This window comes from Bradyrhizobium sp. WYCCWR 12699 (assembly GCF_032144035.1).
In the GTDB taxonomy this organism is placed as follows: domain Bacteria; phylum Pseudomonadota; class Alphaproteobacteria; order Rhizobiales; family Xanthobacteraceae; genus Bradyrhizobium.
In genome coordinates, this window is the sequence record NZ_JAVTJN010000014.1 from 1 (window position 1) to 13,542 (window position 13,542).

Genomic DNA, 13,542 nt, shown 5'->3' on the forward strand with positions numbered 1-13,542 from the left:
AAAGTTTGTCGCGGATCTCGGGAGCAAGGTCGAGGTGGCCGTGCCGTTCCATCGCTTCAATCAGCGCAGGCATTAACGCCTTCAGCCGCTTCCCGCAGATCCGGTCTGACGCCTCCCAAAGCAGCACGAGCGCGTTGTGTTCCGCCTCATTATAGATCCGACGTCGCGCCCGTCGGCCTGCGCTTACGTCTTCCTGGCCTCGAAGTAGACGCATCGCATGTTTGCGATGGAATCCGGTGATGTCGACGAACTCGCCTGGAAGCGGCCGAGCTGCTGGCCGCACTCTGTCGATCAGCGCGGCTGTTCGTAAACTTCTTCCAACCCTCGTTCAAACTGTTAGCCAAGCAGCGCGACAGTGCTCGTGTACGCAAGACATACAGCGCGCCGGCAACGCCTCACCAGCGCCTGGCAGCGGACGTCCGCACGCCTGAAGGGTCAGATCGCCGCGGAAAGCCTTGAGCCGGGTGCGATTGCAATCGATATCGCCCGCCGCCATGGCTGCCGGACACAGCAGGTACATGACTGGCGACGCCGGGCGCGTTCAACAACTGGTGCTGCCGGCTTCGGCAGATGCAATATCGTTCGTGCCTTTGGTGTCGGAATCGTCGCCACCGGCGGCTGCGGAGCCTCCGCCAGCATACACTTCGATACGCGGCGACAATGGTCCTCTTATGTCGTCCGAATGGTCTCCACTATGAGCACCCTTGCCGCCAATCCCAATTCGTGCGCGCTGCGCGACGTCGTCGATGCCGAGCAAATCCTCACTGCAATGCGTCGACTCATAAGTCAGCACCGCCACCTTTGCAGACGGGGGAGCTGGCGCAGCCGTTGCGAGCATCGATGCAGACGTCGCTAAGTGCTTGAGCGCCTGCGCTCGGCGTGCGAGAAATCGCTGTGATCCTACTCGAGTGGGCTAAATTTCCATTGTCGCACCCGCAATCCGCCGAATGAGCAAACTTCCGGTTTTTGACATCGTGGTCCTGTACCGGGGTCGTGGTCGAGTAACTCAGCCATTCGGCTTCGCCCTCACAGATCCGGGCGGGCAGACTTCCCGCACCCGGCTCTTCCCGAGCGTAACCCGCGTCATATGCGCGCCTGCGCCCTCGAGTGATGCGTGGAACGGAAAGACGGAAGCGAGCCGTCAGGGTCTCGAACTCCGGCCATCTCTTGCGCGAGATGATCGGCTTTGCTGCCCAGCGGCTGATGGAGCTGGAAGTCGAAGGCCAGGTCGGTGCAGCCTACGGCGAGAAGAACCCCGAGCGTCTGGCCCAGCGCAACGGTGAGCTTCGACCGGACCTGGGAGACCTGGCCGGCACGGTCGAGCTTCGCATCCCAAGCTGCGCAAGGGCTCCTACTTCCCGGGTTTCCTGGAGCCGCGCCGGATGGCCGAGAAGGCGCTCACCGCCGTGGTCTGTCGATTCCGAGGTCATCGCGCGCACCGTACCGATTTGATGGCGCGCGGAGTTCCGAAATGATCGCGCGCTTCGTTGCGGTCATGGGCGCATCCAGCTTGTCATTCCCGCTAGCGACGTGGACCGAGCAGCTCGGCGACTGGATCGCGGGAAACGACGCGGCCTACAGCTTTTTTGGTGACGCGACGCAACTGCTGGTGCCCACAACGCCAAGATCGCGGTGATCGAGGCCTGCCTCTGTGACCCCATAGTCGACCGCAGCTACAGCGATATGGCGCAGCATTCCGGCACGGCCGCCTCGCCCGAGAGATAAGGCAAAGGTCGAGGCCTGCGGTGGGAATCATCGAGCGTTGGCTGCTGCGGCGGTTGCGCAACCGAACTTTTTACAGCCTGGCCGAACTCAACCGCGCGATCGCCTAGTGGCTGGCCAAGCTCAATGACGAACGGGTACTGCGTCAGTATGGCCGCATACGGCGCCAGCTTTCGAGGAAATTGATGCGCCAATTCTCAAACCGCTTCCGGGCCAGCCGTGGGTCCATGCCGAATGGCGGGTCGGGCTCGACTATCACGTCGAGATCGAACAACACCATATTCGGTGCCCTATCGCTTCGCCCGCCGCTGAGTTAGACTAGAAGCGCGGATCAGCGCACGAACGATTGAACCCTCCTTGGAGGCGAGCGTGCATATGCGTGGCAGTGGCAACGGGCGGCACACGACGATCAGCGCCACATGCCCTCCAGCCACCGGCGCTATGCGAGTGGACGCCGGCAAAGATCTGCAGGGAGGGAGGCCGGTCCGGCCCGATACTGCGCTAGTCGACCGGATCATCGAGGACCTGAAGCGAAAGATCTTAACCATGCCCGCCAACAGTTATACTGGCTGACTCGTTCTGCTCGCTACGAATTCATGAGAATCTCCGCAGCCAGCTCGCCGAGCGCCACGTCAGTCGTGGGCCGTAGCGGAGCGCTTTTGGTACAGCCAGCATACCCTGAGCGGAAAGCAGCGGATCGATGTAGGCTAGCGCACCTCCTATTGCGACATCCCGCACGATGAGGGTAAACGAGGTCACCGCGTAGATGCCCTCGCACGCGACGACCGTTCCAATGGCGTCCCGGATTTCCGCGCCTCATGTGCTCGGCTGTCCACAATACCGGCCGATGCCTCGCCTTGCGTGAAAGCCTGGAGCTGGGGTACGGAGCTGCGACGTGTCGCAATGATATTGTCATTTGCAGCCGCAATTATTTTGAAGGCCGGCGCCATATTTGCCCAAAGACCCACCATTTCCTTCGGCAGAGGCGCGAACGAGCAGCGCTGGAGCGGCCGATCGACTGGAGAGCATTCAGGGAGCAGGGCGCAGGCCTCGGATAGAGGATGACCAAAGAGCTGAGAAGCTGACGGCTCCGGGGCCGTGATGGTAGTCCCGATCGACAGGCGCGCCGTTAGCTTGTTTTGGTTGTGCAGGGCCTCTTCCGAGGCCCTGCGATCCGGCGCCCGCCAGGATCAGATGCTCTCAGATTGTGCGCATCGGACGACAACCTTGCAGCATTGCTGCGCGATAGCCACGCTAGTCGCTGCTCCCCGCCTACCCGACCTGCTACATTGACTCAAGCGTCAACTGGAAGGCCGCGAAGATGAAGAGGACTACAAACACAAGCGCAAACAATCTGCTTTCCAGTTCCGAAAAGGACGTGGTGATCGAAATGCGGCATGCTATGCATCGCGAGCCGGAGCTTTCCAACAACGAGTGGAAAACTCAACAGCGGATCCGCGAAACGCTTGAACGGTTTGGGCTGTTCGATGCGAAGACCTTTCACAAAACCGGCCTTTACGTCGACATCCACGGTTTAGCCTCCGGGCCGCAGCGCTCCGTCGCCATACGGGGCGACATCGATGCCTTGCCGATCCAGGAAACCCGGGACGACTTGTCCTATCAGTCCCGGGTCCCAGGTCATATGCATGCGTGCGGTCATGACCTGCATGCGTCGATCGCTATGGGTACCGCACTTGCGTTTCATCGGATGCGAGAGAGCTTTTCTGGCAAGCTTCGCGTGTTTTTCCAGCCCGCCGAGGAGGCGGAGCCACTCGGCGGACGATCAGTGGCTGAGCAGGGCCTGCTTAGCGGCTTCCACGCTGCTGTTGGGTTCCACGTCAAAACTGATTTGCCCGCGGGGATGTTCGGCGCACGCCCAGGCGCTGTGACACAATCCGCCGATCAGTTCGCGATCACACTTATCGGGACCATGGCCCACGGCGCGAGGCCGCATGCGGGCGTGGATGCAATTGCGATGGCCGGGGCATTCATCAATGAGGTCCAAAAGGTCGTGTCGCGGGAAATGCCCTTCGATGACGGGGCGATCGTCACAATCGGGACGATTGCAGGTGGCGAAGCCACAAATATCATTTGCCCGTCAGTTACGATGACCGGAACTATCAGAACAAGCCGTTGTGAGCGGAGAGAGCTCCTGGTTCAGCGCGTGCGAGAAATAGCTGAAGGGGTCGCGACGATGCACCGCGGGAAAGCGGAGTTCTCCCACAAATTCGGTGAACCGCCGGTCATTAACAACGACGTGATGGTTGACAGGTTTCGGCGGCTGGTGGTCGAGACCGTGGGCAAAGACAAGTTTTCCGACCTGAAGTCGTCGAGCGCAGGCGGCGGCAGCGACGATTTCGGATTCTACTCCGCGTGCGTGCCCTCGATCTACTTCTGGTTTGGCAGCAAGGAGCAAGGCAACGAGTCCGGCGTGCACACGCCAACTTTCGGAGCCTCGGACGATCTGCTCGTTCCGACAGCTGAGCTCGCGATCAGGTACTGCTTGGAGATGCTGAATTCGTAGCGGCGCCGATGTACGATCCCGCCACAAATGACACGAAAAGATCCGCCGGCCCGCCCTCGATCCACGCGAGAGAACGACCCACTCTTTCCAGAAGGAGTTTGCACATGGCAATGCCTAAGGCTTCGCAAGCATTCGCCCGCGGCGGGTATCTGCGGAGATTATCCGCCGTCAAGTCGGAGATAGAGCGGCGAAGGTCGAAGCGGTGGTCACGGCTCCGGCTAACATCATATATCTCTCCGGATACACTTCGAGGTCGGGCTATGTTCCGCGGGGGCTGGTCGTGACTTTAACGGATGAGTAGCCGACCTTCCTGACGCGCAGAATGGTCTGGCCGGCGGCGATCCATCAGATGTTTGTCGATCGCAGTCGTGTCACTGGTTATTCGGAGGCGCTCATCGCTACCCCGAACGGGAGGAGACCATCGACTTCATCTTGGACGATGGCGTCGGCCGCAAATGGACCGGTCTGGAAGAACGGCTCTTGCCCGCTGACAGTTAAGAAGTTCAAATCTCGCTCGACAGGCGCGAACATCGTCTACTGCACTAACGCCGTGACCCGGATCCGCGGCGTGAAATCGGACTCGGAATTCGCGATGATGCGGGAAGCTACCGCTATTTCCGACGCCGGCATGCTCAAAGCGAGAGACGTTATCCGCTCAGGCGCGCGCGAGGCCAATGAATCCGCCGAGGTCATTGCAACATTGGTGCGCAGCGCTAACGGCAAGCCCAGCACGGATTTTGCGGGCCTCTTCTTTGCGCTGCGCACGCATCTCCACGTGTCACATTCGCTGGACCGAAGACGTCTTCCAGACGGGCTCGCAGAGCAATTTCGAGTTCAGCGGCGGGCGTCATGGCTAGACCTCTCCGCTGATGCGCACGATGTCGCGATCGGTAAGCCGTCGGATCACATACGCCGGTTGCATGAAGGGAACGTTGCCAGGTTGGAAGCTGCACTTGCCGCCGCCAAACCCGGCAGGACCTGCAGCGACGTCGCCATAGCTTTCAACTCCAACTTGAAAACGCGATGGCTTGGTGAAGGAGTCTCGGTGCGGCTACGCCGTCGCGATAGATTGGACGGAACCTACAGCTAGCTTGAAGGACGGCGATAACACGGTCCTCAAGCCGAATACGACATTTCACCTCATGCTTGAAAACTGGATCGATGAAGACGTGGTTATGTGATCAGCGAAACCTTCCGCATACCGACGTTGCAGGTGAACCATTCACGAAGTTGCCGCGCGAGCTATTCGAACTCTGACGCGCAATCCGCTGCGGCCTCAGCGATTCCAGGCCTGCCGCTAGTGCGTTAAGGTCTCTCAAAGGAGAACAATGGGCCACTCTCGCTCGCAGCACTCGCCTTCTTGCACGAGGACACCGGTTTTCAACACTAGGCGTCCGCAGATAGGTGGCCCGGTCGCGGTGCTGATTGCGCCGAGCCGTAGTCCATCGCAATATCCCGGGCTCGCGCCTGCGCTCGTCATCACCAAGACCGAAGGTGGACGCGATCGTCACAATCGGAAAGGCCGCTTTCGAGCGATCATTGACAGCCGCTCCATGATGCTCACAATCTCTGAGCGTATCGTTGCCATTCGATCGGCGAGCCCTGGCGGCATGCGCGCGTTGCTGGGCAACTGTTCCGCCATAAATATCCGCCGGGATTCATGCAGCTTTTGCGTGGAGCGGGACAGAGGGGATGTTTCGCCCAGAGCCCCGTGGAGGAACCGAAGGCCGTTAAATACGTGAAAATCGCTGTGCGAAACTTCCTTTGGATCGATGTGTCGGCTGCCACTGTGCCGATTGCGGCGCCAGGAATAGCAAACCATCACCATCTCGCGCACTCTGCTGGAATTGTGCGCAAGAACGCCGAGGTTGCTGAATTTCTGCGTCGTTCGCCGGTCCCTTCTCAATTTCACCGCGTGGTTCCGATTAGAAGTGGTTCAGCAAAAGCGGAGATTGCAAGATGCAAGTCGGTGTTCCCAAGGAAATCAAAACACACGAATATCGCGTGGGCCTGACCCCTGGAGCTGTCCGGGAATATGTGGCTGCCGGCCACCAAGTATTGGTGGAGGCCAATGCCGGCGCTGGCATCGGGGCAAGCGACGAGGAATACCGGAAGGCCGGTGCAACAATCGCCGCGGCTGCTCGGGAGGTGTTTGCATCGAGCGAGATGGTAGTCAAGGTCAAGGAGCCGCAGCCGTCCGAATGGGTCCAGCTCCGAGAGAATCAGATCCTCTTCACCTATCTGCATCTGGCGCCCGATCCGGAGCAGGCAAAAGGACTGCTGAAATCGGGTTGCACAGCGATCGCCTATGAAACCGTCACCGACTCGAACGGGGGCTTGCCGTTGCTTGCGCCAATGAGCGAAGTCGCGGGCCGGCTCACGATCGAGGCTGCCGGCGCGGCCCTAAAACGGTACAGCGGCGGGCGGGGGTTATTGATCGGCGGCGTGCCTGGCGTTCAGCCCGCTCGTATCGTTGTCATCGGTGGCGGTGTCGTCGGTACGCATGCCGCCCGAATGGCAGCCGGTTTGGGTGCGGAAGTCACCGTCATCGACCGTTCGATCAACCGCCTTCGCGAACTGGACGAGCTATTCGAGGGCCGCGTCCGCACCAGGTACTCGACCATCGACAGCGTTGAAGAGGAAGTCTCTGCCGCAGACGTCGTTATTGGCGCCGTGCTCGTCCCAGGAGCCAGTGCACCGAAGCTGGTGTCGCGCAAGATGCTGAGCTCGATGAAGCAAGGCTCTGTGGTCGTTGACGTCGCGATCGATCAAGGCGGTTGCTTTGAGACGTCGCGTGCCACCACCCATGCTGATCCAACCTACGAAGTCGACGGCGTGATCCACTATTGCGTTGCCAACATGCCCGGTGCAGTCCCGCTTACCTCAAGTCAGGCCCTCAACAACGCAACTTTGCCTTTTGGCTTGGCTTTGGCAAACAAGGGCTTTGCGGCCGTGCTTGAAAATCCGCACTTGCGCGCTGGCCTGAACGTCTATCGGGGCCGGTTGACCTACAAGGCAGTGGCAGAGAGTCTCGGCCTACCATTTTCACCGATCGAACAGGCTGCGGCCTGATCTCCCAGGCCCCCTAGGGGCGTTTCCTCCCTAACTTGAAGGGGCCACCCTTGGAGTGGCCCCTCCTTTTTTTGCTTTCAAGCACCATTCTGGCACGTAATTCGACCAAGCCCACTGGGGCGAGTTCGTTAGGCCTGTTTTGGGTTGAAGAGGATTGTGAGAAGTCAGAATTGTCAGAGCTTTCGGTATGGTTCTCATTCTTTCACGAGTGCTCAAAACAGCTGGACCGTCGGGACGTCGCGATCAAAGATCGCTTATCTGTCCGGTGGCATTTCGATTGGAACTGCAAACCCCGATTTTACGCGGTCCATGATGACCATGGTTTTGAACCCCTTAATATCGGGGTTCTCGTAAAAGAAGCGTCTGGTGAAAAGCTCGTAGTCCTCCATCGTGCGAGCCGTTATGTACAGAACGAAGTCTGCATCGCCCGTGACATAGAAGCCATTTACGACTTCACTCGACGTTTTGATGGCCTTCTTGAATTTGTCGATGATATCGGAGCGCTCCCGCTCGAGATTCACGAGGACAAGCATCTGAATCGGCCTTCCCACTGCTCTTGCCGAGACGATGGACACATCCGACTCAATGATTCCTTCCGAACGGAGCCTCTTCAACCTTCTCTGACACGCCGTGGGGGAAAGCCCCGCCATTTCGCCAATGACCTCGGACGTGAGGCGATTGTTTTTTTGCACGATCTCCAGGATGCGTGCATCTATCCGATCGTAACGCATAGCGGTTGTCTCCAGCCCTAAGCTGCGTTTCGTCGCAAGGCATCAATGCTTTGCAGGAATTCATCCCGCGCACCGAAAATGCGACGCAAATCTGTTTGCGTCACTAGTATCCTGATTACTCCAGCAATTTCAATAAGTGACGGCGCGGGAGTTTCAAAATGGGTGTTCAAGGCTTTCGGCACAGACGCCCGGAGTGGGGTGGCCTCGCTATGCGGCACCTTCGAACTCTCAGACGACGAGACTTTTTAGCGGGGGCAGCGTTCATCGACGGCAAGTGGACGGACGGCGGGCAGAAGGACGCGGTTGTCGACCCCGCGACGGGGGAGGAAATCGCGGAAGCTGCCCGTTGCTCGGCGGCCGACATGGAGCTGGCAATCGGAGCAGCAGAGAAGTCGTTTGTTGCATGGAGGCGTCTGCTGCCCACCGAGCGAGGAGTGATCCTCAAATCTTGGGCGTCCCTGATCCGCGGCCATTCAGAGGATCTCGCCGTTCTTATGACCAGCGAGCAAGGAAAGCCTCTGGCGGAGGCACGCTACGAGATCACATATGGCGCGGGCTTTCTGGAATGGTTTGCCGCTGAAGGCGAGCGCACCTATGGCGAGACCATTCCGAGTCACAAAGCGGGAAGCCTGCTTCATGTGCGAATGCAGCCAATCGGTGTTGCGGCGGCGATCACGCCATGGAATTTTCCAATCGCGATGATCACGAGAAAGGCGGGAGCTGCTCTTGCCGCGGGCTGCCCGATCGTCGTGAAGCCGGCTCCCGAGACGCCATTGTCGGCCCTTGCCCTGGCTAGGTTGGCCGAAGAAGCTGGTATTCCGCGTGGCGTATTTCAGGTGCTTGTCGGTGATTCAATCGAGCTTTCGAAACCACTGTTGCGCGATACGAGGGTGCGAGCTCTTTCGTTTACTGGTTCTACCGAAGTTGGGCGCCTGCTTCTGGCAGAGGCGGCACAAACCGTGAAGAAAGTGTCGCTTGAGCTGGGGGGCCACGCTCCGTGCATCATCTTTGACGACGTCGATGTCGACAAGGCGGTTAAGGGAGCGATGGACGCAAAGTTCACCACTTCGGGCCAGGACTGTCTCGCCGCCAATCGCATCTACGTGCATAGAAAGATCTACCGCGCCTTCGTCGAGGCGTTTGCCACCCCTATTTCTCAGCTCAGAGTCGGGCACGGCCTGGAAACGACAACTGATATAGGGCCGATGACAAAGCTGTCGGTTGCCAACAAATGCAGGGCCCACATCGACGACGCCGCAAAAAAGGGGGCGCGGGTGTTTTGCGCCGACAAGGGCGCAAGTTTGGGTGCAAACTTCGTTCCTCCGACGTTGCTCAGCGATGTCACCGACCACATGCTGATCACGCATGAAGAAACCTTCGGGCCGGTTGCTGCCGTGCTCCCGTTCGATTCTGAGGCGGAGGTTGTATCCAGGGCGAACGCCAGCGAAATGGGGCTGGCTGGATACATCTACACAAACAACCTTCGCCGGGCGCTCCGCCTTTCTGAGCAGATCGAGTGCGGCATGCTCGGAATCAATACAGCTTCCTTTACTGGACCGCCCATTCCGTTCGGAGGCTGGAAGCAGTCCGGACTCGGACGAGAAGGGTCGAAGCACGGTTTAGCAGAGTACATGGAACACAAATACGTCTGTTTCGGCGATTTGGCGGCATAGGAGAACTATATGATTGATATCAAGACCATCGCTGAGCGAGATCGTTCCAGTGTTCTGCATCCCTTCACGCAGCTGAAGGATTTCGCGAGCGGCAAGCTTGGCGATCCCACAATCGTCACAGGTGGTAAAGGGATATCCATTCGGGATGCGGAGGGCCGAACATACATCGATGGCTTTGCCGGTCTCTACTGTGTCAATATCGGCTATGGGCGTACCGAAGTTGCCGAGGCCATCGCAAGGCAGGCCTATCAGCTCGCATATTACCACACGTACGCTGCTCACACGACCGAAGAGCTCGCAAAGCTTTCGCATCGCCTCGTGCAAATGGCACCGGGAAACGCCAGCAAAGTCTTCTACGGACTTTCCGGATCGGATGCCAACGAAACTCAGGCCAAGCTCGTCTGGTATTACAACAATCTGCGTGGTCAGCCGAAGAAGAAGAAGATCATCTCTCGCGAGCGCGGTTATCACGGGTGCTCGGTCATTTCTGGATCAATGACGGGAATGTCGTTCTATCACGATCAAATGGACCTTCCGTTTCCGGGTATTCTGCACACAGGCACTCCCCACCATTATTGGGGCGCTGAGCACGGGGAATCGGAGGAGGCCTTTTCTCGTCGGCGTGCGGCCGAACTCGAAGAGCTAATTGTGCGGGAGGGCGCGGAAACGGTCGGCGCGTTTATTGCCGAGCCTGTCCTTGGTACCGGAGGCATCACACCGCCGCCCAGCGGGTATTGGCGGGAGATTCAGGCCGTACTCAGGCGGTATGACGTTCTTCTCATCGCCGATGAGGTGATCTGTGGATTCGGGCGAACCGGGGCCGACTTTGGCAGTACTCTATACGGGATGGAGCCGGATCTCGTAACGGTCGCCAAGGGGCTCACCTCGGGCTACATGCCGCTCTCGGCAGCCATCGTGGGGGAGAAGGTTTACTCTGTTATGGAGGGGGCCGCCGATCGCGTTGGCGCATTCTCACACGGTTACACCTACTCGGGTCATCCGATCGCTGCCGCCGCCGCCAACGCAGTGCTCGATATCGTTGAAAAGGAGCAGCTCAGCAATCGCGCCAGGGTGGTCGGCGCGCACTTTCAAAAGCGGCTTAAGGAAAGGTTCGCTCAATTGGAGATCGCTGGCGAAGTTCGCGGCGTCGGCTTGCTCGGCGCTATCGAGTTTGTCGCGGACCGTCACACGAAGCGACGGTTCGACGCCCAGCTCAAAGTCGGCGCCCGCATCTCGAAGGCTGCTCGCGAGCGGGGACTTATTGCTCGGGCAATGCCGCATGGCGATATTCTGGGTTTTGCTCCGCCTCTTGTCGTCTCGGAAGGCGAGATTGATGAGATTGTCGAGCTTGCCTATCAGGCAACCAGGCAAGTCATTGACGAACTCGCCAGGGAGCCCGCAAGCGTTTAGAAACTCCGCATTCCACGCCCGGCACGTGTCGCACATCGGGCGCGCTTCATGAGTGAAGGTCATCCTCACCGTGAGGCGACCCGATCCGTTCTGAGCTAACTCAAGTAGCACCGGGCCGCCGCGGCAAATGCCCAGTTACACGGACTTTGTCAATCCTAGGAACTACGTCCGAATGGGGCAGGTCGCGCGCCCTAACGACCCAATGGTGGTGCGGAAGGTGCTGGCAAACGCGAGCGGAGAGATCTTCTCGCCCTTCGACTGGGCGCAAGCCATTTATCGCACCTCTGGCGGCGGTGGCCCTTCAGTTCATCTGAAGAAGGAGAGCAGGTGACTCTGTGGTATTCCTCCGTTGCGGGCCGTCTTGTTTGACGGACGCGAACGCTGCAGGTCCTACGGGTAATCCTGGGAGAAGCACTATGCCGATTTCGAGGGGCGGAGGTGATCACATCGGCCGAGCGGCGGCGCCGGTGGTCGCAGGATGAGAAGGAACGGCTTGTTGCAGCACTGGGCGAGGATGTGACCGAGACGTTGGGAGATCCCGCGCCGGTTCAAGGTCATCGAGACCGTGCGAGAGAAGTTCACTTGCCGCGATTGCGAGAAGATCAGCCAGCCGCCGGCACCGTTCCATGCCACGCCGCGCGGCTTCATCGGTCCGCAATTGCTGGCGACGATCCTGTTCGACAGTGGGGTCGAGGACTGGCGCGCCGCTTAACCAGTTTTCCCGGTCATGCACGTTTCCAGCCCCCGCCACATCGCACGCAGCATGCAGATTTCCCGCACTACGCGCTCCCATTTGCTTCATGACAAGGCTTATGGACCTATCATGTTGGAGCAGCTTTTACTTCGGCGGCACTCGCCCGGTAGCCGTTGAACAGCTTCAAGGTGTCGTACAGCCACGAGTTACTCCACTGCTTCCAGCCGAAGCCCTTTTGTTTCCGTGCCTTCGCCAGATGGCGTCTGACCTTCCTCTCTACCCAGTCTCTGATGTAGGGAAGCATTTACTGGAATCGCCTATCCGGAAGTAGTTTACCCATCCTCGGAGCTTTGGATTGATCAGGCTTATCACCCGACTAATCGGTTGCGACCGATAGCTGCCAAACACTTCCTTGAGCCCCCGCAGAAGCGCCGTCCGCTTTTTGAGCTTGGGCGTGTAATACGGCCGCATCACTCCGCGCAGACTGCGGAGATAGCGGAAGTCGATTCCCAGGAAGCCGAAGCTCTCGCCTCGGGCCAGGTCAACTATGCGACTCTTCTCATCATTCACCTCAACCTGTAACTTGGCGAACTCCTCCCGCAAGCGCTTGTTTATAGCGCCGAGCAGCCAGTCATGTCGCTGGTGGGCATAGATCAAGACAACCATATCGTCAGCAAAACGTGCATATTCGATATTGGTGTACTTGCCGCGACGTGTAACTTCACGTGCTCGCTCCAGCATCTTGTCCACCTCATTGAGGTAGAGGTTACTGAGCAAGGGTGAAAATTACGCCGCCTTGCGGAACGCCTTTCTTGCCAGAAGCTTTCAGCACAAGCCGCAGAAGATGCATGACGTCCCCATCATCAACCCGCAGGGCTACCTTCTCCAGAATCCGATCATGCCGGACGTTGTCGAAGTAGGCCCGCAAATCAAGATCGAGAACCCGCGTCTTCCGCTCAGCTATTGCTTTAGCAACTCGCTTGATCGCTTCATGTGTTGTCCGCTTGGGAACGATCCCGGTTGGAAATCCGCCTCGAATACAGGTTCGAGTATGAGCTTGAGCGCCCCTGTACCTCTCTGTCGCGGATAGCCGGAATCGACAGAACGCGGACCTTGGAGCCCCCGTCCTTCGGTATTTCCCGCTTCCTTGATGGAAGTGGCTTATAAGTGCGCTCGATCAGTTCGTCTCGTAATTGCTCGAGCAGAGACTCCACGCCTCGCGCTTCGATGGCTTCGAACGTCACCCCGTTATAGCGCGACAATCAGGATGAGAGCGCGCATTGCCTCGCCTTAATTGTTACCGGATGCTGAGCCGTTGCCTCACGTAAATTGCTCCCCTGGATCGGGAACAAGCGGGGGCGCAGATGGGGTGGCTGAGCATGGCAACGCGGAAGGAACTGACGGCGGCGGCGGGCGCGCGCTATCGGCGTTCGGATCGTGCGAAGAAGGCGCGGATATTAGACGAGTTCGTCGACATCACCGGATTCCATCGCAAACATGCGATGCGTCTACTTCGAGGCCAGGAAGACGTAAGCGCAGGCCGACGGGCGCGACGTCGGATCTATAATGAGGCGGAACACAACGCGCTCTTGCTGCTTTGGGAGGCGTCAGACCGGATCTGCGGGAAGCGGCTGAAGGCGTTAATGCCTGCGCTGATTGAAGCGATGGAACGGCACGGCCACCTCGACCTTGCTCCCGAGATCCGCGACAAACTTT

8 protein-coding genes and 6 pseudogenes are annotated in these 13,542 nt (G+C 58.9%); 11 read left to right on the forward strand and 3 right to left on the reverse strand.

The window, feature by feature from the left end; all coding sequences use genetic code 11:
- Positions 1-295: pseudogene (locus RPS27_RS08720) on the reverse strand (hypothetical protein); the annotation flags it as partial.
- On the opposite strand from RPS27_RS08720, the pseudogene RPS27_RS08725 reads away from it, so the two are divergent.
- The 7 genes and pseudogenes from RPS27_RS08725 to ald all read left to right on the forward strand — a co-directional run.
- Positions 256-432, forward strand: a pseudogene (locus tag RPS27_RS08725) (ISNCY family transposase); the annotation flags it as partial. The pseudogenes RPS27_RS08720 and RPS27_RS08725 sit on opposite strands and share 40 nt — an antisense overlap.
- Entirely contained in the window at positions 362-856 is a 495-nt protein-coding gene (locus RPS27_RS39655; RefSeq protein WP_206733559.1) for a transposase, read from the forward strand. The pseudogene RPS27_RS08725 and the gene RPS27_RS39655, both read left to right, overlap by 71 nt.
- A gap of 254 nt (positions 857-1,110) precedes the next feature.
- Positions 1,111-1,412 (forward strand): annotated as a pseudogene (locus tag RPS27_RS08730) (transposase); the annotation flags it as partial.
- A gap of 71 nt (positions 1,413-1,483) precedes the next feature.
- Positions 1,484-2,212 (forward strand): annotated as a pseudogene (locus tag RPS27_RS08735) (Mu transposase domain-containing protein); the annotation flags it as partial.
- An 831-nt stretch (positions 2,213-3,043) separates the two neighbouring features.
- On the forward strand, positions 3,044-4,246 hold the full coding sequence (locus RPS27_RS08740; protein ID WP_128929852.1) for a M20 family metallopeptidase: 1,203 nt from the start codon (positions 3,044-3,046) through the stop codon (positions 4,244-4,246).
- Between the two features lie 349 nt (positions 4,247-4,595).
- Positions 4,596-5,336 (forward strand): M24 family metallopeptidase, encoded by a 741-nt coding sequence (locus RPS27_RS08745; RefSeq protein ID WP_245502108.1) that lies wholly within the window; start codon positions 4,596-4,598, stop codon positions 5,334-5,336.
- Positions 5,337-6,205: 869 nt separating this feature from the next.
- Positions 6,206-7,318, forward strand: a complete 1,113-nt coding sequence (gene ald, locus RPS27_RS08750) for an alanine dehydrogenase (protein WP_128929853.1) — start codon at positions 6,206-6,208, stop codon at positions 7,316-7,318.
- A gap of 254 nt (positions 7,319-7,572) precedes the next feature.
- On the opposite strand, the gene RPS27_RS08755 is transcribed toward ald, so the two are convergent.
- Entirely contained in the window at positions 7,573-8,049 is a 477-nt protein-coding gene (locus RPS27_RS08755; RefSeq protein WP_128929854.1) for an Lrp/AsnC family transcriptional regulator, read from the reverse strand.
- A gap of 158 nt (positions 8,050-8,207) precedes the next feature.
- On the opposite strand from RPS27_RS08755, the gene RPS27_RS08760 reads away from it, so the two are divergent.
- The 3 genes and pseudogenes from RPS27_RS08760 to RPS27_RS08770 form a co-directional block, all read left to right on the forward strand.
- Positions 8,208-9,722: an NAD-dependent succinate-semialdehyde dehydrogenase gene (locus tag RPS27_RS08760; protein ID WP_128929855.1), complete on the forward strand. Its 1,515-nt coding sequence runs from the start codon at positions 8,208-8,210 to the stop codon at positions 9,720-9,722.
- A gap of 9 nt (positions 9,723-9,731) precedes the next feature.
- Complete coding sequence (locus tag RPS27_RS08765; RefSeq protein WP_128929856.1) at positions 9,732-11,132, forward strand: aminotransferase; 1,401 nt, start codon at positions 9,732-9,734, stop codon at positions 11,130-11,132.
- Positions 11,133-11,627: 495 nt separating this feature from the next.
- Positions 11,628-11,814: pseudogene (locus RPS27_RS08770) on the forward strand (IS66 family transposase zinc-finger binding domain-containing protein); the annotation flags it as partial.
- A 288-nt stretch (positions 11,815-12,102) separates the two neighbouring features.
- On the opposite strand, the gene RPS27_RS08775 reads toward RPS27_RS08770, so the two are convergent.
- Positions 12,103-12,603 carry a group II intron maturase-specific domain-containing protein gene (locus tag RPS27_RS08775; RefSeq protein ID WP_206733229.1) on the reverse strand — a complete coding sequence of 167 codons (501 nt, stop codon included), beginning with the start codon at positions 12,601-12,603 and terminating at the stop codon, positions 12,103-12,105.
- 587 nt (positions 12,604-13,190) lie between these two features.
- Here RPS27_RS08775 and RPS27_RS08780 point away from each other — a divergent pair.
- Positions 13,191-13,542 (forward strand): annotated as a pseudogene (locus RPS27_RS08780) (ISNCY family transposase); the annotation flags it as partial.